General features: G+C 60.0%; 20 protein-coding genes. 15 read left to right on the forward strand and 5 right to left on the reverse strand.

All coding sequences use genetic code 11. The annotated features are described in order from the left end of the window. Nucleotides 1-390: 390 nt before the first annotated feature. The 4 genes from aas (at nucleotide 391) to ACEQFP_RS12135 (ending at nucleotide 6329) form a co-directional block, all read left to right on the forward strand. The gene (gene aas / locus ACEQFP_RS12120; protein ID WP_370547216.1) at nucleotides 391-2559 is read left to right on the forward strand and encodes a bifunctional acyl-ACP--phospholipid O-acyltransferase/long-chain-fatty-acid--ACP ligase; all 2169 of its coding nucleotides are present in this window, start codon (nucleotides 391-393) and stop codon (nucleotides 2557-2559) included. Next, nucleotides 2552-3742 carry a lysophospholipid transporter LplT gene (gene lplT / locus ACEQFP_RS12125; RefSeq protein WP_370547217.1) on the forward strand — a complete coding sequence of 397 codons (1191 nt, stop codon included), beginning with the start codon at nucleotides 2552-2554 and terminating at the stop codon, nucleotides 3740-3742. Before aas ends, lplT begins: the two co-directional genes overlap by 8 nt. 137 nt (nucleotides 3743-3879) lie before the next feature. Continuing rightward, nucleotides 3880-5337: an alkaline phosphatase gene (gene phoA, locus ACEQFP_RS12130; RefSeq protein ID WP_035596880.1), complete on the forward strand. Its 1458-nt coding sequence runs from the start codon at nucleotides 3880-3882 to the stop codon at nucleotides 5335-5337. A 146-nt stretch (nucleotides 5338-5483) separates the two neighbouring features. After that, nucleotides 5484-6329: a hypothetical protein gene (locus ACEQFP_RS12135; protein WP_005281975.1), complete on the forward strand. Its 846-nt coding sequence runs from the start codon at nucleotides 5484-5486 to the stop codon at nucleotides 6327-6329. 73 nt (nucleotides 6330-6402) lie between these two features. Here the strand turns inward: ACEQFP_RS12135 and ACEQFP_RS12140 are convergent, their stop codons facing one another. Next, the gene (locus tag ACEQFP_RS12140) at nucleotides 6403-7119 is read right to left on the reverse strand and encodes a TerC family protein (RefSeq protein WP_005281973.1); all 717 of its coding nucleotides are present in this window, start codon (nucleotides 7117-7119) and stop codon (nucleotides 6403-6405) included. 86 nt (nucleotides 7120-7205) lie between these two features. Continuing rightward, nucleotides 7206-7895: a DNA mismatch repair endonuclease MutH gene (mutH, locus tag ACEQFP_RS12145; protein ID WP_005296423.1), complete on the reverse strand. Its 690-nt coding sequence runs from the start codon at nucleotides 7893-7895 to the stop codon at nucleotides 7206-7208. A gap of 686 nt (nucleotides 7896-8581) precedes the next feature. Here mutH and rppH point away from each other — a divergent pair. The 10 genes from rppH to rpoS all read left to right on the forward strand — a co-directional run bounded on the left by rppH (nucleotide 8582) and on the right by rpoS (nucleotide 17843). Next, nucleotides 8582-9115 carry an RNA pyrophosphohydrolase gene (rppH, locus tag ACEQFP_RS12150; RefSeq protein WP_005281964.1) on the forward strand — a complete coding sequence of 178 codons (534 nt, stop codon included), beginning with the start codon at nucleotides 8582-8584 and terminating at the stop codon, nucleotides 9113-9115. Between the two features lie 12 nt (nucleotides 9116-9127). Next, nucleotides 9128-11374: a phosphoenolpyruvate--protein phosphotransferase gene (gene ptsP / locus ACEQFP_RS12155; protein WP_068870387.1), complete on the forward strand. Its 2247-nt coding sequence runs from the start codon at nucleotides 9128-9130 to the stop codon at nucleotides 11372-11374. A gap of 88 nt (nucleotides 11375-11462) precedes the next feature. Further along, nucleotides 11463-11807: a cell division protein FtsB gene (ftsB, locus tag ACEQFP_RS12160; RefSeq protein ID WP_005281959.1), complete on the forward strand. Its 345-nt coding sequence runs from the start codon at nucleotides 11463-11465 to the stop codon at nucleotides 11805-11807. A gap of 52 nt (nucleotides 11808-11859) precedes the next feature. Then, a complete protein-coding gene (gene ispD / locus ACEQFP_RS12165; protein WP_005281957.1) occupies nucleotides 11860-12579 on the forward strand; it encodes a 2-C-methyl-D-erythritol 4-phosphate cytidylyltransferase in 720 nt (239 codons plus the stop codon). 15 nt (nucleotides 12580-12594) lie between these two features. Then, nucleotides 12595-13068 (forward strand): 2-C-methyl-D-erythritol 2,4-cyclodiphosphate synthase, encoded by a 474-nt coding sequence (gene ispF, locus ACEQFP_RS12170; RefSeq protein WP_005281955.1) that lies wholly within the window; start codon nucleotides 12595-12597, stop codon nucleotides 13066-13068. 3 nt (nucleotides 13069-13071) lie between these two features. Continuing rightward, nucleotides 13072-14118: a tRNA pseudouridine(13) synthase TruD gene (truD, locus tag ACEQFP_RS12175; RefSeq protein WP_005281953.1), complete on the forward strand. Its 1047-nt coding sequence runs from the start codon at nucleotides 13072-13074 to the stop codon at nucleotides 14116-14118. Beyond that, the gene (surE, locus tag ACEQFP_RS12180) at nucleotides 14099-14863 is read left to right on the forward strand and encodes a 5'/3'-nucleotidase SurE (protein ID WP_077999810.1); all 765 of its coding nucleotides are present in this window, start codon (nucleotides 14099-14101) and stop codon (nucleotides 14861-14863) included. Before truD ends, surE begins: the two co-directional genes overlap by 20 nt. Further along, nucleotides 14857-15489, forward strand: coding sequence for a protein-L-isoaspartate(D-aspartate) O-methyltransferase (locus tag ACEQFP_RS12185; protein ID WP_005281948.1), 633 nt, complete (start codon nucleotides 14857-14859; stop codon nucleotides 15487-15489). The genes surE and ACEQFP_RS12185 overlap by 7 nt, the downstream gene beginning before the upstream one ends. Before the next feature lie 374 nt (nucleotides 15490-15863). Further along, nucleotides 15864-16805, forward strand: coding sequence for a murein hydrolase activator NlpD (gene nlpD, locus ACEQFP_RS12190; protein ID WP_005281946.1), 942 nt, complete (start codon nucleotides 15864-15866; stop codon nucleotides 16803-16805). A gap of 51 nt (nucleotides 16806-16856) precedes the next feature. Next, nucleotides 16857-17843 (forward strand): RNA polymerase sigma factor RpoS, encoded by a 987-nt coding sequence (gene rpoS, locus ACEQFP_RS12195; protein WP_005281944.1) that lies wholly within the window; start codon nucleotides 16857-16859, stop codon nucleotides 17841-17843. Between the two features lie 86 nt (nucleotides 17844-17929). On the opposite strand, the gene mutS is transcribed toward rpoS, so the two are convergent. The 3 genes from mutS to hdeB form a co-directional block, all read right to left on the reverse strand. Then, nucleotides 17930-20488, reverse strand: coding sequence for a DNA mismatch repair protein MutS (gene mutS, locus ACEQFP_RS12200; RefSeq protein ID WP_047059180.1), 2559 nt, complete (start codon nucleotides 20486-20488; stop codon nucleotides 17930-17932). Nucleotides 20489-20655: 167 nt separating this feature from the next. Further along, nucleotides 20656-21312 carry a LuxR C-terminal-related transcriptional regulator gene (locus ACEQFP_RS12205; RefSeq protein ID WP_337977676.1) on the reverse strand — a complete coding sequence of 219 codons (657 nt, stop codon included), beginning with the start codon at nucleotides 21310-21312 and terminating at the stop codon, nucleotides 20656-20658. Nucleotides 21313-21434: 122 nt separating this feature from the next. Beyond that, the gene (hdeB, locus tag ACEQFP_RS12210; RefSeq protein WP_232517012.1) at nucleotides 21435-21758 is read right to left on the reverse strand and encodes an acid-activated periplasmic chaperone HdeB; all 324 of its coding nucleotides are present in this window, start codon (nucleotides 21756-21758) and stop codon (nucleotides 21435-21437) included. Between the two features lie 400 nt (nucleotides 21759-22158). Here hdeB and ACEQFP_RS12215 point away from each other — a divergent pair, with 400 nt between their 5' ends. Then, nucleotides 22159-23736 carry a methyl-accepting chemotaxis protein gene (locus tag ACEQFP_RS12215; RefSeq protein WP_005281935.1) on the forward strand — a complete coding sequence of 526 codons (1578 nt, stop codon included), beginning with the start codon at nucleotides 22159-22161 and terminating at the stop codon, nucleotides 23734-23736. Nucleotides 23737-23814: the final 78 nt, after the last annotated feature.

The following is a 23814-nucleotide window of genomic DNA, read 5'->3' on the forward strand; positions in this document are numbered from 1 at the left end:
CTGAAGCCAACAAAATTACACCGACCTACGCGGATGCGTAGGTTTTTTTTGCCTATTTTTTGTCGAACCGCGCGACACGGTTACGCCACGCCGACTCCGCTTACATTCTGTTTCATTGTTTACTGCTAGCTTGCGAATTATTCGTGGTGGTGATGGCCGATCTTTTCCTACACTGATTATCCCAGAGGTATTGATTGGTGATGTGAGGATCTTCCCGCCGGAAGATCGACCAACAATTACACCGACCTACGCGGATGCGTAGGTTTTTTTTTGCCTGTCGCTCTTCGCTGTGTGTCGACGCAGATATTCCCCTCCCTGCGGTTTGCGCGCTTGCGGCCATGGGGTAGTATGCTTGCGCCCCCCATTTCTGCCGCACATAGGGAGATGTTCATGCTGTACCGATTGATCGGCGCGTTGCTGAAACGGTTGTTTCGCCTGCGCCTAAGCGGTTTCGATCAGCGTTTTGATTATGACAAATTGTTGATTGTTCCCAACCATGTCTCATTTCTCGATGGGGTTCTCCTGGCGTTGTATCTGCCGGTGCGTCCGGTGTTCGCCGTCTACAGCTCCATCGCCGACAGTAGGTTGATGCGCCTGGTTGGGCGCTTCGTCGATATTGTGGCGTTAGATCCGCGTAAACCGATGGCGGTGAAGCGCCTGATCCGCCTGGTAGAACAGGGACGCCCGGTGGTGATCTTCCCCGAGGGGCGCATTACCGTGACCGGATCATTGATGAAGGTCTACGAGGGGGCGGCCTTCGTGGCGGCGCGCTCCGGCGCTACCCTGATGCCGGTGCGGATCGAAGGTGCCGAGTTTAGCCACTTCGGTCGCTTGAAGGGATTGTTCCCGCTGCGTTGGTTGCCGCCGCTGGCGATCCACCTGCTACCGGTCACCCGACTGGCGATACCGCAGGCTGCGCGGGCGCGTGAACGCCGCCAATTGGCCGGGGAGCGCCTGCATGCCATCATGATGCGTGCCCGTCTGGATACGCAGCCGGTCACCACGCTGTTTGCCGCCTATCTGGCGGCGATGCGGCGTTATGGGGCGGGCAGCAAGGCCATCGATGATATTAATCTGTGCGAAGATAGCTACCGCGGCTTGTTGAAGAAGAGCCTCGCGGTGAGCCGCATCCTGCAAAGCTTTACCCGCGAAGAGGAGCACGTCGGCCTGTTGTTACCCAACGCCACCATCACGGCGGCGACCATCCTCGGCGCGACGCTGCGTAATCGCGTGCCCGCGATGCTGAACTATACCGCCGGCGCGGCCGGACTACGCAACGCGTTACTCGCGGGTAACATTGCGACTATCGTGACCTCACGTCAGTTTCTGCTCAAGGCGCGTCTGGAGGCGTTGCCGGACCAACTGCCACAGGCACGTTGGGTCTATCTGGAGGATCTGCGTTCGAGTCTACGCGCGCGCGATAAGATCTGGATCCTGTGGCATCTGCTGCGCCCGGCCCAGGCGATGTTGGCGCGTGATCCCGATCAGGCGGCCTTGATCCTGTTTACCTCCGGATCGGAGGGGAATCCCAAGGGGGTGGTGCACTCGCATCGGAGCCTGCTGGCGAATGTGGAGCAGATCCGTTGCGTGGCAGACTTCACGCCGCGCGATCGTTTCATGTCGGCGTTGCCGCTGTTTCATGCCTTTGGTTTGACGGTCGGCCTATTGACGCCGCTCCTGTGCGGTAGCCGGGTGTTTCTCTATCCTAGCCCGCTGCACTATCGCATGGTGCCGGAGATGGTCTACGACCGTAACTGCACCGTGTTGTTTGCTACCTCGACCTTCCTGGGGCACTATGCGCGTTTCGCCCATCCTTACGATTTCGCCCGCCTGCGTTATGTGGTGGCCGGTGCGGAGAAACTGGCCGCAGATACCGCTCGGATCTGGTTCGAGAAGTTCGGTATCCGCATCCTCGAAGGGTATGGCGTCACCGAGTGCGCGCCGGTGGTGGCGATCAATGTGCCGATGGCCGCGCGGGTGGGCAGCGTCGGGCGTATTCTTCCCGGCATGGAGGCGCGTCTGATCCCGGTGGCGGGCATCGCCCAGGGTGGGTGCCTGCAACTGCGAGGCCCCAACATCATGCGGGGTTACCTGCGGGTCGAGGCGCCGGGCGTACTGGAGCCGCCTCAGGCGACGAATGTCGACGGCGTGCGGGAGCCTGGCTGGTACGACACCGGGGATATTGTGACGCTGGACGAGCAAGGTTATTGCACCATTCAAGGGCGCTTAAAGCGTTTTGCTAAACTGGCCGGAGAGATGATATCGCTGGAGCTGGTGGAGCAATTGGCGCGGGAAGCGAGTCCTACGGGGGAGCACGCCGCCAGCGCACGGGGCGATCGGCAGAAGGGGGAGGCCTTGGTCCTCTTTACGACCGATGCGACCTTAGGGCGCGAAGGCTTACTGACAGCCGCCCGCCGCGCGGGGATTCCGGAGTTGGCGGTGGCGCGCGATATTCGTTATCTGCGCACCTTGCCGTTGTTAGGTAGCGGTAAGGTTGACTTCGTGACGCTGCGCCGCATGGCAGAGTCGGCAGAATCGACGGAGGTGGCGGATGCGTGAGGTCCCCATCGGCGACGACGGCATCGCCGGGCGTGGCATGAAGGCGGTGATCGTCGCCCAATTCTGCTCGGCCTTTGGCGATAATGCCTTACTCTTTGCTACCCTGGCGTTATTGCAGACACTGCATTTTCCACCGTGGAGCCAGCCGGCGTTGCAGATCGCGTTTGTTGCGGCCTATATCGTCTGCGCGCCGTTTGTCGGCCGCCTGGCCGACGGCTTTGCCAAGGGACGGGTGATGATGCTGGCCAATGGCCTAAAGCTGCTGGGGGCGCTGCTGATTTGTCTCGGCGTTAATCCGTTTATCGGTTACACCCTGGTCGGCATCGGTGCGGCGGCCTATTCCCCCGCGAAGTACGGCATTCTCGGCGAGTTGACCGGTGGCGCTCACCTGGTGAAGGCCAACGGCTTGATGGAGGCGTCGACCATCGCGGCGATCCTCATCGGTTCCGTCGCTGGTGGCATGCTGGCTGACTGGCATCTGCCAGCGGCGTTCACGGTGTGCGCGTTGATCTATGCTGCAGCGTTGATTGCCAACGTCGCGATTCCTCGTCTCGCCCCGGCTCGGCGCATTGATGATTGGCGGCCGGGGGGGATGTGGACGGAGTTTAGCGCCGCCTGCCGCACGCTGTGGCATAACACGGAGGCCCGCTTCTCGCTGGTGGGAACCAGCCTATTTTGGGGCGCCGGGGTGACGCTACGCTTCCTGTTGGTGCTATGGGTGCCGACGGTGTTGGGATTGACGGACAACACCACACCGACCCTGCTCAATGCGATGGTGGCGGTCGGCATCGTGGCCGGCGCCGCCGCCGCCGGACGCTGGGTGACGCTGGATACGGTGGGGCGCTGCATGCCGGCGGGGATCCTGATCGGCCTGCTGGTGTTATCCTTCTCCCTCCAGCACAGTCTGCCGCTTTCGTATGGCCTACTGTTGCTGGTCGGCGCCTGCGGCGGCTTCTTCGTGGTCCCGCTGAACGCCCTGTTACAGCAGCGTGGGCGGGAGAGTGTCGGTGCCGGCCACGCCATCGCAGTACAAAACCTCGGGGAGAATGTGGCGATGTTGCTGATGTTAGCCGCCTACTCGGTCGCTATCCGTTGTGGGGCCGGGGTGGTGTGGGTTGGCATGGGCTTCGGTCTACTCTTCGCCCTGGCCATCGTCGCCGTTTGGCGCTGGGGACGACGCTGAGGCGTAGCGGGACGGCCCGAGATGCGCTGTCATCGCGCGGTCATCGGGCTGTCACCGCATAGACATCTTCTCTCCTTATACTCCGAGTCAATTCATTAAATAACCAATATTTATTTCCTTCGACACGGAGTTTTGTCATGGCATGTGATAAGCGCTTTTCCCTTTCTCTATTGATGTTGTCGTTGACGTTGGCCCTGCCGCTTCAGGCCTCGCAGGCGGCTCCCTCCAGCGCCGATGCGCAGCGTATCCTCAGCGATCGTGCCGCCCAAGGCGACATTACCCGCCAGGGCGGTGCCCGCCGCCTGTTGGGCGATCAGACCGAGGCCTTGCGCGCTTCGCTGAGCAATCGTCCGGCGAAAAATGTGATCCTGCTGATCGGCGATGGGATGGGTGATGCGGAGATTACGGCGGCGCGCAACTATGCGGCGGGCGCCGGCGGTATGCTACCCGGTATCGATGCCTTGCCGTTGACCGGGCAATACACGCATTACGCCTTGGATCGTAAGACCCATAAGCCCAATTATGTGACCGATTCGGCCGCCTCGGCCACCGCCTGGAGCAGCGGCGTGAAGACCTACAATGGTGCGCTGGGCATCGATGTGACGGGGAAGGCCTATCCGACGCTATTAGAGATGGCGCGCGCCGCCGGCAAGGCGACCGGCAACGTCTCTACCGCCGAATTACAGGACGCCACGCCGGCGGCGATGTTCGCCCATGTCAGCGGACGTAAGTGTTATGGTCCGCAAGAGACGCGCGAGAAATGCCCGGAGAATGCCCTGGAGAATGGCGGCGCCGGATCGATCACCGAGCAGATGCTACAGACTCGCGCCGATGTGACGCTGGGGGGCGGGGCAAAGAGCTTCGCTCAGACGGTGGGTGCCGGTGAGTTTAAGGGGAAGACGTTGTTGCAGCAGGCCCAAGCCCAGGGTTACCACATCGTCAATGATCTGGCCGGGATGGATGCCGTCACGACGGCAGATCAGCAGCGCCCGCTGTTGGGGCTGTTCGCCGCCGGCAACATGCCGGTGCGTTGGCTAGGCCCCAAGGCGACCCGCCATGGTAACCAGCAAGCACCGGTGACCTGTCAGCCTAACCCACAGCGTAATGCCGACCAGCCGACGTTGGCGCAGATGACCAATAAGGCGATCTCCCTGTTGAGCAAGAATCCAAACGGTTTCTTCTTACAGGTCGAGGGCGCCTCGATCGATAAGCAGGATCACGCCGCTAACCCGTGCGGCCAGTTCGGTGAGACGGTCGATCTGGATGAGGCGGTACAGGCGGCATTGGATTTCGCCCGGCGCGAGGGGAATACGCTGGTGGTGGTGACGGCCGATCATGCCCATACCAGCCAGATTATCCCCAATGACGCGAAGGCGCCGGGGCTGACGCAGACCCTGCTGACCCGTGATGGCGCGCCGATGACCATCAGCTACGGGACCTCGGAAGAGGACGATAGCCAGGAGCATACCGGCGCTCAACTGCGTATCGCCGCCTATGGCCCCCATGCGGGCAATGTGGTGGGGTTAACGGATCAGACCGATCTGTTCTTTACCCTGCGCGATGCCCTGGGATTGCCGGCTCAGAATAATCAATAAGCGGGACGTGACACGCCGCAGTGGCACAGACACGGCACGGCATCGCCCGTGCCGTTATCATTCTGATGAATAATAAAACTATCTGTGACCTACTTATTATTCTTGTGGTATGTTTTATGTGCATTTATTCAAGATATTAATTAAATATGCTCATAAAACATCCCATTTCGCTCGGCGCCGATGAGGACCATAACGCGGAATCCGATGATCATCTGCGTTTTTATCAGTTGTGCGGGGTGATGGCGGCGGCGAGTTGCGTGCTGCTGACGCTGTTGATGCTGGTCATGTTCCCCGAGGACTTTTCGGCCCGTCCTTTTCGGGTGGCGGCGGGCTATCTGGGGCCGGTCACCCTGCTGCTCTTACTGGCGATGCTGCGTTTCCCGCGCAGCGCGAGCTGGGCGTTACTGCTGGGGTTTAACGCCTTACTGCTCTACCTGTTTTATCAGGGAAGTTCTTTCAACCTGGTGATCAGCTTTCTGTTCGTGCTGTTTTTCATGCTGGGGGTCGTCGCGGCGGTCCAACGCGCGCGTCGGCGGACGCTGTGGCTGGCGCGGCGTGGCTGGCGGCCCATCTCGGCGCTGGTGCTATTAGCCTTGCTGATGAGTGGGTTGAGTAGCGGTTTCGTCCTACGCTGGCTGGCGAAGAAACAGGAAAATCCCTTGCTTTGGGTCGAGTATCGCCGCCAGATGTTGGATCACTATCAGCGTCTGGCAGGACGCGAGACGCCACAGTCGCCGGGGATCGGATTGCGGCGCGTTCGACTGGAGGGGCGCACTTTGGTGCTGGTCTATCGGGTACACTTAACGGGCGAGGAGGCCAGCGATGCGCGTTTGCGGCGTCACGCCCTGAATCACTTCATCAAACATTGCCACGAACGGGGAGTCAATCAGTTCGGGATGAAGGTGATGTATGTGTACCACGTCCAGGAGGAGGAGCGTATTCAGGTGTTGAACCGTAAGGATTGCCCGGATCGCGACGCGCAAGCGCGTTAGCGCGTCGGTGGAAAGATAAAAAAAGAGGGGGGCGAATGCCCCCTCTGTGTCACTGAACCGAACAGGCTAGGCGTTATTCGCCGTCGTTGCTCTTCTTGTTGCGGATCAGATTGAGGCTTTCGACCGCCATGGAGAAGAACATGGCGAAATAGATGTAGCCCTTAGGAACGTGGACGGCGAAGCTTTCCAGGATCAGGGTGAAACCGACCAGGATCAGGAACGCCAATGCCAACATCTTGACGGAGGGGTGGCGGGCGACGAACTCACCGATCGGCCGCGCGGCGAACATCATGACGCCGACGGCGATGACCACAGCCGCCATCATGATGAACAGATGGTCGGACAGGCCGATGGCGGTGATCACCGAGTCGAGACTGAAGATGATGTCCAACATCATGATCTGCACGATGGCCCCCATAAAGGAGTGCACGTGGGTGGCGAGGTTATCATTATTCCCTTCGATGGTTTCATGGACCTCTTTGCTGGCCTTATAGATCAGGAATAGCCCACCGAGTAGCAGGATCAGATCTCGAGCGGAGACCGGATGACCCATGATCTCGAAGAGTGGGTGAACCAGATGTGCCACCCAGGCGATGGAGGCCAACAGACACAGACGCATCCCCATTGCTGCTAATAGGCCAATACGGCGCGCCTTGTTTTGTTGTTTCTTGGGGAGTTTGGCTACCACCAGAGAGAGGAAGATGATGTTATCAATGCCCAGTACGATTTCCAGAATCGTCAGCGTACCCAGTGCAAGCCAGGCATTCGGATCGACAATCCACGCAAACATAGAGATAAATACCTAAACGAACCATAAACGAGCAGTATACACCGATAGCCCCGTCCCGCGCAGTGTGCGACGGGAGAAATCTGTGTTTACACCAGGAAATGGCGTGCCAGCAGCGCCGCGGTAAAATGCTTCTTCAGATAGAAACCGCGTGGCAGCGTCATGATCGGCTCACCGTGCGGCCCGATACCTTCGGTCAATGCGCGGCTGTTGGCCGCCTTGGGGCGTAGCTGTAACACCTCACCGTGGCGCGCGCTGATGGTGTCGACGCGCCCTAAGACGATCAACTCCATCAACTCCTCCCAGTCATGCCGTAACGCCTGCTCCTCTTGTGCCGAGGGGCTCCACAAGAGTGGCGCGCCGACGCGGCGTTGTGCCAGCGGGATCTGACGTTCACCCTCGACAGGGATCCACAGGACGCACTGCAGTTTTTGCCGTAGGTGGCAACTCTCCCAGGTAATGCCGGTGTTGCCGGTGAGCGGGGCGACGCAGACAAAGGTGGTCTCTAGCGGGCGCCCGTGAGCGTCGATGGGAATACTCTTCAGCTCGACGCCCAAATCGGGGAAGTCCTGTTGCGCTTTACTGCCGGAGCGGGCTCCGAGACAGCGTTCCAGCAGCGTGCCGACCCACCCCTTGTCCCGTCGGAGATCGTGCGGTAGCGGGATCGCGGCCAGTTGCGCCAACTCGGCATAGCTATAGCCAGCCAAGCGCCAGGCTCGCTGCAATAATATCTGGCGATCGGCGGGGGGGGTCAGCGGTGGAAAGGGATCGTTTATCATCTGGTTAAAAAATGTACGCTCATTTTACGCTTATCAACAATGGGACCACGGATGGCCGGTGGCATGATTAATACGATGATTCATAATAAGATTTTTCATCATATCCTCTGCGCCTTCGGCGACACGACGCTATTGTGCACTACTAGCCACTGGCAATGAACAGGATCTTACACCTATTTATCCACAGATATTTTGGATAACCCATTATTACCGTCGACACTGGTTTGATTTACAGCCTTGACGAGGGGGGGTTTTTACGAAATTGCTGCCGCAGTGTGCAAGTTTTGCGGATATGTTGTGGATAAAATCGGCATTGTGCGATCTTTAGACAGCGCAGGATCCTAAGCGTGCCTAGATCACATTTTATCTCCGTGGATAACACTACTTTCAATATTAACACCATGAATCATATTGAAATATTTATTATGGTCATTTTGACCATTTGGCCGTCGCGAGAAGTTTTACCCTTCTTTCCAGACAGTTCTGCACACCTATATCCACAGAAAAAGTGAATAAACGTGTCATGACATCCTGCCCTGTGTTTATAACTTTGCACTTATCTGTGAGTTATCCCGGATTTATACGGTAGGACGGATCCTAATCTTGGCGTAGCGCCAATGGTTTACCGCTTGGTGGGAGTGTGAAACAATCAGGGTATCTTGCGATTTTGCTATCGAGGTAGTCTGGTGATCGATGATGATGGCTACCGCCCGAATGTGGGTATTGTAATTTGTAATCGTCAGGGACAGGTGTTGTGGGCTCGCCGTTATGGGCAAAACTCCTGGCAGTTCCCCCAAGGTGGGATCAATGCCGGAGAGACGCCTGAGCAGGCGATGTATCGCGAACTGTTCGAAGAGGTGGGGCTGGGGCGTAAGGATGTGAAAATACTGGCCTCCACGCGTAACTGGTTACGCTATAAATTACCAAAACGTTTGGTGCGTTGGGATACCAAGCCGGTCTGTATTGGCCAAAAGCAGCGCTGGTTTTTACTGCAGCTCCAGTGTAACGAGGCAGAGATCAATATGCAGCGCAGCAACACACCGGAGTTTGATGGCTGGCGCTGGGTCAGCTACTGGTATCCGGTGCGTCAGGTTGTGTCGTTTAAACGCGATGTCTACCGTCGGGTGATGAAGGAGTTCTCATCCGTTGTGATGTCTTTGCAGGAGAGCGTAGCCCAGGGGGGGCGTTCGGCTCCCGGCTATCGCCGTAAAAGAGGTTAAGTGGCCGTTATCATGCTTACGCGCCTGCGCGAGATCGTGGAGAGGGTGGCCGCCGCCGCCAGCCTGAATGAAGCGCTGAATGTGTTGGTGGATGAAACCTGCCGGGCGATGGAGACGGAGGTCTGCTCCGTCTACCTGGCCGATGACGATCGCCAGTGTTACTACCTGATGGCCACGCGTGGCCTGCAGAAGCCACGCGGCAGGGTAGTGGCGCTCTCTTTCGACGAGGGGATAGTCGGCCTGGTTGGCCGCCTGGCCGAGCCGGTCAACCTGGCTGATGCACCGAAACATCCCAGTTTTAAATACCTTCCCCAGGTGCGGGAGGAGCGTTATCGCGCCTTCCTCGGGGTGCCGATGATCTACCGCCGCCAGTTGTTGGGGGTCTTGGTGGTTCAGCAACGCGCCTCACGCCAGTTCGATGAGGTCGAAGAGTCCTTCTTAGTCACGCTGGCCACGCAGCTGGCGGGTATCTTGTCGCAGACTCAACTCAATAGCCTGTTCGGCCGTCTACGCCAGAACCGCCTGCGCGCTATCGCCACCTCGCCCGGGGTCGCGGTGGGTAAGGGGTGGATGGATATCAGCCAGCCGGCGCTGGAGCATGTCTATGAGGCCTCGACCCTGGACACGGAGAGTGAGCGCGAACGCCTGGCGCGGGCCTTGGAAGAGGCGGCCAGCGAGTTTCGCCGCTACAGTAAACGCTTCGGTGCCAGCGCACAGAAAGAGAGCGCAGCGATCTTCGATCTCTACTCTCACCTGCTCAATGATCCGCGCCTGAAACGCGAGTTGATGCGCCACGTGGATGGCGGCGCGGTGGCGGAGTGGGCGGTGAAGCAGGTGACGGAGCATTTCGCCGCACAGTTTGCCAGCCTGCAAGATAGCTACATGCGCGAGCGCGCCAGCGATCTCCGCGCGCTTGGCCAACGTCTGTTGTTCCATTTGGATGATAACGCGATCGGCCCGGCGCCTTGGCCGGATCGCTTCATTCTGGTCGCCGACGAGTTGACGCCGAGTCTGCTGGCCGAGATCCCGCAATCCTGTCTGTTGGGGGTGGTGGTGCGCGACGGCGCCTCTAACTCCCATGCGGCGATCATCCTGCGAGCGATGGGGGTGCCCACGGTGATGGGGGCGGATATCCGTCCCGCCCTGTTGCATGAACGGTTGCTGGTGATCGATGGCTACCGTGGCGAGGTGTTGGTGGAGCCGGAGCCGGTGCTGGTGCAGGAGTACCAGCGCTTGATCAGTGAGGAGCTGGCGCTGAGTCGTAAGACCGAGGCGGAATCGGATCGCCCGGCTCAGTTGCGCAGCGGTGAGCGTATCAGCGTGCTGCTGAATGCCGGTCTGAGTGCCGAACATGAACAGCGTCTGGAGGGGTGCGTCGACGGGGTGGGGCTGTATCGTACCGAGATCCCCTTCATGCTACAGAGCGGTTTTCCCTCGGAAGAGGAGCAGGTCGCCCAGTATCAAGGGATGTTGCAGATCAATCCCGAGAAACCGGTGGTGCTGCGCACCCTGGATATCGGCGCCGACAAGCAGTTGCCCTACATGCCGATCAGCGAAGAGAACCCGAGCCTGGGGTGGCGCGGGCTGCGTATCACCCTCGATCAGCCGGAGATCTTCCTGGTACAGCTGCGCGCCATGCTGCGTGCCAACGCCGCCAGCGGCAACCTGAGTATTCTGTTGCCGATGGTGACCACCCTGGCGGAGGTCGACGAGGCCCGTCGGCTGATCGAGCGTGCCGGACGCGAGGTGGAGACCATGTTGGGCTATGCCCTACCGCGCCCGCGTGTCGGCGTGATGCTCGAGGTCCCGGCGTTGGCCTATATGCTGCCGGAGCTGGCCACGCGCGTCGACTTTATCTCCGTGGGCACCAACGATTTGACCCAGTATCTGCTGGCGGTGGATCGTAACAATACTCGGGTGGCTGCGTTGTATGACGGGCTGCATCCGGCGATGTTGCGCCTGCTACAGCAGGTGGTGCGCGAGTGTAATACGCTCGCCCTGCCGGTCAGTGTCTGTGGCGAGATGGCGGGCGATCCGATGGGGGCGTTGCTGTTGGTCGGGCTGGGCTTTCGCCAACTGAGCATGAACGGTCACAGCGTACCGCGTATTAAGTACCTGCTGCGTCATCTGGATCTGGCGGATATGGAGCGGCTGGCCGCCCGCATGGTGGCGACCCACTCCTCGACCGAGGTTCGCCACCTGACGGCCTCTTTCTTAGAGCGGCGCGGCGTCGGCGGTCTGATCCGTGGGGGGATGTAATGCCGTGTGCACGCGGGGAATTTTACCGCCCATTATGGAGTCCCGACGGAAGTTATGGGATGATTGGGCGGTTTTTCAGGGGGCGTGAATGGGTAAACTGACGCTATTGTTGATGGTGTTGTTAGGCTGGCTACAGTATTCGCTGTGGGTCGGTAAGAATGGCCTCCATGATTATATGCGGGTGAAGCAAGACGTGGCGGTACAGCAGGCGAATAACGCTAAGCTGAAGTCGCGCAACGACCAACTGTTCGCCGAGATCGACGATCTGAACGGTGGGCAGGAGGCGATCGAAGAGCGCGCCCGCAATGAGTTGGGCATGATCAAGCCGGGGGAAACCTTCTACCGCTTGGTGCCCGATCAGAACAAACGCCGCATGGCCGGGAGCGCTCCCCAGCCAAACTCGACGTCCCCATCGGTGATGTCGAATCGCTGAATTCTCTGCATGGCGACGGCCATGCCTTCATAGTCGATAACGAAACTCGCTGATGAACGATCATGATTCAGGTAGGGCGCCGTCCATCGTCGCCATTGTGCCGGCCGCTGGCATCGGTAGCCGGATGCAAAGCAGTACGCCTAAGCAGTATTTACCGCTGGCCGGAAAGACCATTCTGGAGCACGCCGTCGCGGCGCTGCTCCGCCATCCCTCGGTGCCGCAGGCGATCGTCGCGCTGCATCCGCAGGATCGACACTTTTCCACGCTCGCCTTGGCGGATGATGGGCGGGTGAGTCGCGTGGCCGGGGGAGAGACCCGCGCCGAATCGGTGCTCGCCGCGCTGCAGGCGGCCTCGGAGGCCGAGTGGGTTTTGGTGCATGACGCCGCGCGCCCCTGCCTCCACGCCGATGATCTGGCCCGTTTACTCAGCTGCGTGAATACGGCGCACCAGGGGGCGATACTGGCGGCACCGGTGTGCGATACCATGAAGCGCGCCGAGGCGGGCCGCCCGCTGATCGCCCATACCGTCGATCGCCAGGATCTGTGGCATGCATTGACGCCGCAGCTGTTCCCACGGGATCTACTGTTGCAGTGCTTGCAACGCGCCCTGGATGAGGGGGCAACGGTGACCGATGAGGCGTCGGCGCTAGAGTATTGTGGTTACCATCCGCGATTGGTGCACGGGCGAGCGGATAATATCAAAGTTACCCGTCCGGAAGATTTGGCGTTGGCAGAGTTCTATCTGGCGCGCTCGACCTCCTTGGCGCATTGACAGGAGTAATAACCGATGAGAATTGGTCACGGTTTTGATGTCCACCGCTTTGGCGGTGAGGGGCCGCTGATTATCGGCGGCGTGCGTATCGCGCATCCGCAGGGATTATTGGCCCATTCCGATGGCGATGTCGCCCTGCATGCCGCGACGGACGCCCTGTTAGGGGCGGCGGCGCTGGGGGATATTGGCAAGTTGTTCCCGGATACCGATCCGGCCTATAAGGGCGCGGATAGCCGCGCGCTGTTGCGCGAGGCCTATCGCCGTATTCGCGCTAAGGGCTATCGTCTGGGGAACCTGGATATTACTCTCATCGCCCAGGCACCGAAGATGGCGCCGCATATTCCGCAGATGCGCGTCTTCCTCGCGGAGGATCTGGCCTGCCATATCGACGACGTTAACGTCAAGGCGACCACCACCGAGCGTCTGGGATTCACCGGCCGGGGCGAGGGGATCGCCTGCGAGGCGGTGGCGTTATTGGTCAAGGAGTGATCGATGGATTTTGCCTCGCTACAGTATTTGCATGGCCGCCCGACGGCGACCGGGGTGCTCAAGGCGTTCGCCGAGGATTTCTTTGTCGCCGAGGATCTGGGCTTCACGCCTGACGGCGACGGCGAGCACGTGTTGGTACGCCTGCGCAAAGAGGGCTGTAATACCCAGTTTGTGGCGGAGAATCTGGCGCGTTTTGCACGTCTCTCGCCGCGTGCCGTCAGCTACGCCGGGTTGAAGGATCGTCACGCGGTGACGGAGCAATGGTTCTGTCTGCATCTGCCGGGAGCGGATACGCCGGATTTCAGTCAGTTTGTGTTGGAAGGCTGCCAAGTATTGGCGGTAACCCGCCATCGTAAGAAGTTGCGTATCGGTACGCTGCGCGGCAATGCGTTCCGTCTGGTGCTGCGCCACATCAGCGACAGCGCCGAGGTCGAAGAGCGTCTACGCCGGGTGGCGGCGCAGGGGGTGCCCAACTATTTCGGTGAGCAGCGTTTTGGGCGTGGTGGTAACAACCTACATCAGGCACGTCGCTGGGCGGCCGATCAGATCCGTGTCAAGGAGCGTGCCAAGCGCGGCTTCTATCTCTCCGCCACGCGCAGCGCGCTATTCAACCAATTGGTGAGCGAGCGACTGGCTGCCGGCTGTTTTGGCCGCGTGCTGGAGGGTGACGCCTTGCAGTTAGCCGGACGCGGTAGCTGGTTTGTCGCGCCACAGACGGAGCTGGCGGCGCTCCAACAGCGTCTGGATGCGGGCGAGTTGCGTATCACGGCCGCCTTGCCCGGCGACGGTGATGGCGGTATCTGCGGCGAGGCGTTAGCCTTCGAGCGCCGCGTCCTTGAGGCTTATCCTGACTTGCTGGCGCTATTGGCGCGCGAGCGAGTCGAACCGGCACGCCGGGCGGTACTGTTGCAACCGCAGGCGCTGGCCTGGAACTGGTGGGATGACGCCACCGTCGAGCTGACCTTTGCGCTGCCCGCCGGTAGTTTCGCCACCAGTGTGGTGCGTGAACTGTTCTGTCAGGAAAACCCCGATGCGGATCTTGCTGAGTAATGACGATGGTGTGAGGGCGCCGGGCATTCAGACGCTGGCTAGCGCCTTACGTGAGTTTGCCCAGGTACAGATCGTCGCCCCTAATCGTAACCGCAGCGGGGCGTCGAATGCCTTAACGTTGGAGTCACCGCTGCGCAGTGAGACGCTGGCTAACGGCGATATCAGCATCATCGATGGCACGCCGACCGACTGCGTCTATCTGGGGGTGAACGCCCTGATGCGCCCGCGTCCCGATATCGTCATCGCTGGCATCAACGCCGGTCCCAATCTGGGCGATGACGTCATCTATTCGGGCACGGTGGCCGCGGCGATGGAGGGGCGTCATCTGGGCTTCCCCGCATTGGCCGTGTCGCTGGATGGCGAGCGCCATTATGAGACGGCAGCGGCGATTACCTGCCGTTTGCTGAGAATGCTGGCCGGCGAGCCGCTGCGTAGCGGGCGTATTTTGAATATCAACGTGCCCGATCTGCCGTTGGAGGCGATCCGCGGCTGGCGAGTCACCCGTTGCGGGAGTCGCCAACCGGCGCAGACGGTGATCCATCAGCAGGATCCGCGCGGTAAACCGCTGATGTGGATCGGGCCGCCGGGCGCCAAGCAGGATGCGGGCGACGACACTGACTTCGCCGCGCTGGCGGCGGGTTACGTCTCGCTGACGCCGCTGCAGGTGGATCTCACGGCGCACAGCGCGCGTGAACGGTTGAGCGATTGGCTGGGGCGTGCCGATAAGGGCGGTGCGGCATGGTAGATCGCCGAGTATTGTTACTGATCCAACAGTTGATGCGTCAAGGGATCCGCGATGAGGCCGTGCTGAAGGCCATCGCCGAGGTGCCGCGTGAGCGCTTTATCGACGAGGCGATGTCCCACAAGGCCTACGATAATACGGCCTTGCCGATCGGGTTGGGGCAAACCATTTCGCAGCCTTACATGGTGGCGCGCATGACCGAGCTGTTGGCCCTACAGCCCAACTCGCGTGTGTTGGAGATCGGCACCGGTTCCGGTTACCAGACGGCGGTACTGGCTCATCTGGCCCCCCATGTCTATTCGGTCGAACGCATCAAGAGCCTACAGTGGCAGGCGAAGCGCCGTCTCAAACAATTGGATCTGCATAACGTCTCTACGCGTCACGGTGATGGCTGGCAAGGTTGGGCCTCACGGGGGCCCTTCGATGCGATTATCGTGACCGCCGCCGCGCCGGAGATCCCGCCGGCATTGTTGGCGCAACTGGCCGAAGGGGGGCGTTTGGTGTTGCCCGTCGGCGAAGCGGCTCAGCCACAATTTCTGCGTCGTATCCAGCGGCGGGGCGATGAGTATCTGGTCGAGTCTATCGAGCCGGTACGTTTCGTCCCGTTGGTGGGGGGCGAGTTAGCGTGAAGAATTAATGGCACACGGCGCCGTGCAGGGTGACGAGATTACCATTATGCTTCATTCACCACGCGCCACGCCGTAGCCGAGGCGGCGTCCATCGCGCCGAGAGGGAGCGAGGGGAGAGGGTCGGTGAGGGCGGGGGAAGAGTCCGAAAGCGCGAGAATAAGGGGGATGTTGACGGCATCCCGATTTGACCTAGATGGGCTTTTTAGTGTCCAATTCATCCTCTTACGCTATAGGCTACCGCGCTAAGCGGTGAATACCCGTCGTTTTTGGCCGGTTTGGGCCGCGCGCGATTCGGCATTTTCGGGTATATCGAATGAATGATCTTTTTAAGAAAAGAATGCTGTCATGGGGGAATCATGAGCACGGGAAGCCCAATGATTAAGTGGCGCCGGGTGGCGATGTGTACGCTGGTTACCATGTGGCTGGCGGGGTGTAGCAGCAACGAGAATTCTGCGCCGATCAGCTCGGTCAATGGCTCAAGCGGCGGTGGCCGCATGCTCTCTTCGGGTGGCCATGTCCAGACCGATGCCAGTGGACATATTATTTATAACCGTAGTTATCAGTCGATTCCTAAGGGGAGCTATAACGGCGAAAGCTATACCGTTAAGCGTGGCGATACGCTGTTTTATATCGCCTGGATCACCGGCAACGATTTTCGCGATCTGGCCTCACGTAATAATATTCAGGCGCCTTATAGCTTGAATGTTGGCCAGGTGATTCGCATTAACGGTAATGGTGGCGGCGGTGGCATGTTGGCGGCCAATAATAATATTGTTCCCAGTCAGCCAAGCAGCGCACAAATTCAATCGGCGAATATTGATTCTAAATCAGCCAGCGCGTATTCTGACTCTTCGGGTAAACAGAATGTAGGCAAGATGTTGCCTGCGGCCGGCGCAGCAAGCAGTGCGACGGCGGTTTCTGCATCGTCATCCAGCTCGGCGCCGGTAGGGACTTGGCGTTGGCCTGCTGACGGTAAGATCATCGAAAACTTCTCGTCTGCCGAAGGGGGCAACAAGGGGATCGATATCGCGGGTTCGCGTGGGCAACCGGTGCTGGCCACCGCCAATGGGCGGGTGGTGTACGCCGGGAATGCGTTACGCGGCTACGGAAACCTGATCATCATTAAACACAATGATGACTACCTGAGCGCCTACGCCCATAACGACACCATGCTGGTCCGGGAGCAACAAGAGGTGAAGGCGGGTCAAAAAATTGCCACCATGGGCAGTACCGGTGCCAGCTCAGTAAGATTGCATTTTGAAATTCGTTACAAGGGAAAATCCGTAAACCCGCTGCAATATCTGCCGCAGCGATAGTTTGAGCAGGGTCGCTGTATCCTGCTCGCAAATCACGGGTAGGGTACAGCTATGAGTCATACTACGCTGAAAGCTAACGAATTACATGACGAAATCGAATTGGAGGATGGCGTTGAGGATGGTTTTGACGAGAAGGCTCTCGTTGACGAGTCCATGGAAAATGACCTCGTCGATGATGAATTGCTGTCTCAGGCTATCTCGCAACGCGTCCTCGACGCGACGCAACTTTATCTTGGTGAAATCGGTTATGCACCGCTGCTGACTGCCGAAGAAGAGGTTTTCTTCGCCCGCCGCGCTTTGCGTGGGGATGAGGCATCGCGTAAGCGTATGATCGAAAGTAACCTGCGTCTGGTGGTGAAAATCTCCCGGCGCTACAGTAATCGTGGTCTGGCATTGCTCGATCTGATCGAAGAGGGCAACCTGGGTCTGATCCGGGCGGTGGAGAAGTTCGACCCCGAGCGCGGTTTCCGTTTTTCTACCTATGCCACCTGGTGGATCCGTCAGACTATCGAACGGGCCATTATGAACCAGACCCGCACCATTCGCCTCCCTATCCATATTGTCAAAGAGCTGAACGTCTATCTGCGTACCGCGCGCGAACTGTCACATAAGCTGGATCATGAGCCGAGTGCAGAGGAGATCGCCGAGCAGCTGGAGAAGCCGGTGCATGATGTCAGTCGCATGCTGCGTCTTAACGAGCGTATCACCTCGGTCGATACCCCGTTGGGTGGCGATTCGGAGAAGGCGCTGCTGGATATTCTGACCGATGAGAATGAGAGCGGTCCGGAGGATTGCACCCAGAACGATGATATGAAGCAGAGTATCGTCAAATGGTTGTTCGAATTGAACGCCAAGCAGCGTGAGGTGTTGGCGCGTCGTTTTGGCCTGTTGGGCTACGAGGCGGCCACCTTGGAGGATGTCGGTCGGGAGATCGGCCTGACGCGCGAGCGGGTGAGGCAAATCCAAGTGGAGGGGTTGCGGCGCCTGCGTGAGATCTTGCAGGGACAGGGGCTGAGTATTGAGGCGCTGTTCCGTTAACTCAGGGATGTGCGCTAAGAAAAAACGGTGAAGCTAGGGCTTCACTGTTTTTTTATGTCGAGACTGTGTGGCCGTATCAGGCGGGCTTATAGCATCCCCTTGAGACGATACAACCAATCCAAGGCCTGACGCGGGGTCAGGCTATCGGGATCGAGCGTCGTCAGTGCCTCCAGCGCCGGGCTCGGTTCGACCTCGGCCAGTAACGGCAGTTGGGCGCGCTCCGCCTGACTGTGGCTACCCTGCTGTGATAAGAGCTCCAGCTCTCGCAGCTTCTGGCGCGCCCGCTTGATGACATCGCGTGGAACCCCCGCCAGTGCCGCGACGGCCAGGCCATAACTCTTACTGGCCGCGCCCTCTTGCACGCTGTGCATAAAGGCGATGGTATCGCCGTGCTCCAGGGCGTCGAGGTGTACGTTGTACACCCCTTCTAACTGCTCCGGCAGGGTGGTCAGCTCGAAGTAGTGCGTGGCGAACAGGGTCATCGCCTTGATGCGACTCGCCAGACTCTCGGCGCAGGCCCAGGCCAGGGAGAGGCCATCGTAGGTAGAGGTGCCCCGGCCGATCTCGTCCATCAGCACCAGACTATGCTCGGTGGCGTTATGCAGGATGTTGGCGGTCTCGGTCATCTCTACCATGAAGGTGGAGCGGCCGGAGGCGAGATCGTCGGCGGCGCCGACGCGGGTGAAGATGCGATCGACCGGGCCGATGACGGCGCGTTCGGCGGGGACGAAGCTGCCGATATGGGCCAACAACACGATCAATGCCGTTTGACGCATGTAGGTGCTCTTACCGCCCATGTTCGGGCCGGTGATGACCAGCATGCGGCGCGCCGGTGAGAGATGCAGCGGGTTGGCGATAAACGGCTCTTTCAGCACTCGCTCGACCACCGGATGACGCCCCTCATCGATGCGAATGCCGCTGCGCTCGACCAGTTCCGGTCGCACGTAGGCGAAGCGTTCGGCGCGCTCGGCCAGGCTGCTGAGCACATCTAATTCGGCCAGCGCGGCCGCGCTCTGTTGCAATTCGGCCAGGTGCGGTAGCAGCAGATCGAACAGCTCGTCATACAGCTGTTTTTCCAGCGCCAGCGCTTTCCCCTTGGAGGTGAGCACCTTGTCCTCATACTCCTTCAGCTCGGGGATGATGTAGCGCTCGGCATTTTTCAGCGTCTGGCGGCGCACATAGTGGATCGGTACCAGATGGCTCTGGCCACGGCTGACCTGGATGTAGTAGCCATGGACCGCATTAAAGCCGACCTTGAGGGTGTCTAGACCGAGCTTCTCGCGTTCGCGGATTTCTAGCCGATCGAGGTAGTCGCTGGCGCCCTCCGCCAGGGCACGCCACTCATCCAGCTCGGCATGGTAGCCGCTGGCGATCACGCCCCCATCGCGTACCAGCACCGGCGGCGTCTCGACCAGCGCCCGCTCTAACAGTTCGCACAGGGCGTCGAAGCGCCCCGCCTGATGCGCCAGCGGCGCCAGCGCCGAGCCACCCTGTTCAGCGAGTAGGGTTTGCACGGCGGGCAACTGTTGGAAGGCGAGGCGCATGCGCGCCAGATCGCGTGGCCGTGCGCTGCGCAGCGCCAGGCGCGCCAGAATCCGCTCCAGATCGCCGACTTGGCGGAGCAGGGGCTGCAGATCCGCCACGATGGGCTGTAGTGCCGCGATGGCGTCCTGTCGCTGCTGCAGGACCTGCCGATCGCGGATCGGCATATGCAGCCAGCGTTTCAGCATGCGGCTGCCCATCGCGGTGACGCTGGCGTCCAATACCGCCGCCAGGGTGTTCTCCTGGCCGCCCGCCAGGTTTTGCGTTAGCTCCAGGTTACGCCGGGTTGCGGCATCCATGATGATGCCATCCTGTTGGCGCTCCATGGTGATGGCGCGGATGTGGGGCAGCATGGTGCGCTGGGTATCCTTGGCGTACTGTAACAGGCAGCCGGCGGCGCGTAGCGCCAGTGGGGCCTGCTCCACGCCGAAACCGCTTAAGTCGCGGGTGCCAAACTGTAGCGTGAGCTGTTGGCGAGCGGTCTCCAGTTCAAACTCCCACATCGGTCGGCGGCGTAGGCCGCGACGCTGTTCGATCAGCGCCATGGCGGCAAACTCCTCCGGATAGAGCAGTTCGGCCGGATTGGTGCGTTGCAGCTCGGCGGCCATGCTCTCGGCATCCTGTGGCTCGGCAGCACGGAAGCGACCAGAGCTGATATCCAATGTGGCGTAACCGAAGCCGTTGGCAGACTGCCAGATCGCGGCTAGCAGGTTATCCTGACGTTCGTTGAGCAGGGCCTCGTCGCTGACGGTACCGGGGGTGACGATGCGCACCACCTTGCGCTCGACCGGTCCCTTGCTGGTGGCCGGATCGCCGATCTGTTCGCAGATGGCGGCCGACTCACCCAGTTGCACCAGCTTGGCGAGATAGTTTTCCACCGCATGATAGGGCACCCCGGCCATGGGGATCGGCTCTCCGGCCGAGGCCCCGCGCTTGGTCAGCGAGATATCCAGCAGTTGAGACGCACGGCGGGCATCGTCATAGAACAGTTCGTAGAAGTCCCCCATCCGATAGAACAGCAGGATGTCCGGGTGCTGCGCCTTGAGGCGGAGATACTGCTGCATCATCGGGGTGTGGGCGTCAAAGTTGTCCGTGGTGGTCATGAGTCTGCGTTATCCGTGTGATTGATGCCGGCCTGGGGTAGTGGGCGCGGAAAGCTTGCCGCCGCGCTCGGATGCTAGGGCCGGAAACCGTTAGCACAGCATGATAACCAACTCTGCCGGACGGGGAAACCGCACCAGCGGATACGCGGTGCGATTTCGCCGTGGTTTCAGGGTAAGGGGGTGCGGCGTCGCTTGATGGCGAAGGTGGGCGACTGCAGTAGCGAGGCGGAGAGCTGCAGCCATTCTCGGGTTCGCGTCAGCCCTAGCTTATGCAGCGCGGTACGGCGTTGGGTATAGAGACACTTGACGCTGACACCGCATTGTTCGGCCATCTGTGCGAGAGGAACGCCCTGTGCGCTCCATTTTAAGACCCGCAACTCGCGCTCGGTCAGGTAGGGGCGCACTGTCGCCGTTAGCCTCTCGGGCGAAGCGTCGAGCCAGCAGGCGAGTTGAAATAGCCAGCGTGACAGGTCGCGCGAATCATAGAGGACGGCATCGAAGCCGAGCGCACAGAGCACGCTGGTTAACCCGGCGTGTTGCGGCTCGACGATGGCGAGGGCCGGGAGTTTGTCGGCGTGGCGCCGTGTCAGCCGTGCCATCTGTTGGCTGAGCTCCGCCAGACGCTGACTATTGAGTTGGCCGGGGCAGACGATGAGGCGACCGTTCAGCGCAGTATGAGTGAGCAAGGGGGTGAGTGAGGGGAAACATTGGGTCTCGAGATGGGGCGTGAGTAAGGCGGCCAGCCCGGTGGCAAAGAGTGGGTTCGGGGTGACGATATAGACGCGCTGCCTCGATGGGGATGGGGGAAGGGGAACGCTGTGCATAACGCCTCCAGGGTGTGCGACAAGAGCCCATTAAGTGTAGGCGTTGTCGGCACGCTGTCCATTTCGGCGGCGGCGCGTGGAACCGTGCCTGGCATCGTGTGACGTCAGGCACGATGGGACGATCAGTGTGCGGCCTTGACGGCGGATTTCATGGCGTCTTTCAGATCGCGGAGTTTTTGCTGCGGATGCTGTTTACAGCTCTCCAGGACCTTCGGCACCGAGAAGGTTTCGACCTCGCTCCAGTCAACGTAATCGCCGCCACGGTAGTCGGTATCTTTGTTGAGCAGCCAGAACGCTACAGGCGTCATCGCCTTGGGATTGAGGTTGATAAACTCCTTGCAGGTCATCTGTTGCGGGGTGGTGTCTGTCGCAGCGTGTGCGAGATTGACGGTAGCGCATGCTAGGGCGGCGAATAGGGTGACGCGTGTCATCTTCAGTATGCTCATTATGGTCATAGCCTCATTTCAGCGAGAATAACGGAACGGCCTAATTATATTATAAATATTATTTTTCATCTGAATGAATGCTGTTTTTGTCTGCTTTGTAGAGGGGCCATCGCCCGCCCGTCACGGGCGCATGGCGCGGGCTGACGCGGATTATCCGGCGCCATCATGGGAAGCCCGCCACGATGAATTCGTCATTCCTATCCTATTGATAGGCGATATCTCGCGATAATCGTCTGAATCATCTCGCTTTCGCGCCGATAGTGTCAGGGTGGATAACGATCCAGGGAGACGTCGGGCCGATGGGCTGGCTCGGTGGTGATAGCGTTGCGCGAGTCAACGAAGGGAGTGCGAAAACACGATTTTGTCGCCGGAGTGGCGGCGTTTTACTTGAGGGAAGGTCATGTTGGCGGCAGTACGCGATTATCTTCAGCGGGTCTCCATCGGCGGCAGGATTGTTATCTGTTTTGCGCTGGTGTTGGTACTGGTCTTAGTGTTAGTGGGCGTTAGCGTCTGGCAAGTTGAGAAAATAAATAGTTCGTTAGAGCAAATCAATGACGTTAACAATGTAAAACAGCAGCTGGCCGTCGACTTGCGCGGTAGCGTGCACGATCGCGCGATCGCGCTGCGTGATGTGCTCTTGGTGGATAGCGCGGCGTTGCCCGCTGTCGTGCGCGATATCGAGCGCTTAGGCGGCGATTATCAGCGCGCCTGGCAGCATTTGGAGCAGTTGCGTGCCGGGCAAGTGGGGTTAAGCGCCCAGGAGCAGACGTTGTTGCACCAGCTGGCGACGACGGAGTCACAGACCTTGCCGTTGATGCGGCAGATCATCGCCCTGCGTGAGGCGGGGCAGAGCGGGGCGGCGGCACAACTCCTGTTGCAACAAGCGGGTCCTCACTTTGTGACCTGGCTTAAGCAGATCAACGCCTTTATCAGCGTCGAGGAGGGCTACAGTAACGCCCAGACGCAACTGGCGCGCGGTGTCTCCGAGCACTTCCGCTTCCTGATGCTGATCTTGGCCGGACTGGCGGCGGCCACGGTCGTGTGGATCGCTCGCTCCATCCGGCGCACGATTCGTGTGACCCTGGGAGCGGAACCGGTGGCGTTGCGGCGCCTGATCAATGCCATTGCGCAGGGTGACTTGCAGTACCGCCTGGCGCAATCGGCGGCGCCGGGCAGTATTCTGGCGACGACACAGGCGATGCAGAGTGCCTTGACTCACCTGTTGGGGCAGGTAAAAAACTCAGAGCAGCAGTTGGCTGGCGTTAGCCAAGGGCTGACCAGCGGTAGTGGCGAGCTGGCCGCGCGCAGTGATAGTCAATCCTCTTCGATTCAACAGACGGCGGCGGCGATCGCGCAGTTTGCCGCGGCGGTGAAGCGTAACTCGGAGAATGCCGCTCAGGCGGATAGCCTGGTGGCCGATGCCGGCGAGCAGGTGTCTGAGGGCAGTCGCGTGATCCATGATGTGGTGGCTGATATGGAGTTGATTATTAAGGATTCGGCGGAGATTTCCGACATTACGCAGATCATCGAGTCTATCGCGTTTCAAACGAATATTTTGGCGCTGAATGCGGCGGTCGAGGCGGCGCGGGCCGGGAGTCAGGGGCGCGGGTTTGCGGTGGTCGCCTCCGAGGTCCGGGCCTTGGCGCAACGTTCTTCGCTGGCGGCTCGCGATATCGGCCAATTGCTGGCGAAATCGGTCCAACGGGTACGTCGTAATGCCGACTCGGTCGATAGTGCGGCCAGTTGCATGGCGCGGATCGATGCGGCGATGTTGCAGGTGAAACAGGCGGTGAATCTGATCAGTGCCGACTCCGCCGAGCAGGCGGGGACGGTTGATGGCGTGGTCAGCGCCGTGGCCTTTATGGATGAGAGTATTCGCCAGAATGCCGCGCTCTCCGAACAGCTGGCCGGTGATGCCCGTGCGCTGGAGGGACACGCTCAGGAGCTGCATGGCAGTATCGATCGTTTCCGGATCTAATTCTCCACTGGAGCGCCCCTTGCGGGCGCTCACATTAGCCCCTTCTCGCCGATATTTTTTTATTCCTTACTTTCTCAT

This window comes from Edwardsiella sp. A.80236 (assembly GCF_044540725.1).
GTDB classification, from domain to species: domain Bacteria; phylum Pseudomonadota; class Gammaproteobacteria; order Enterobacterales; family Enterobacteriaceae; genus Edwardsiella; species Edwardsiella tarda.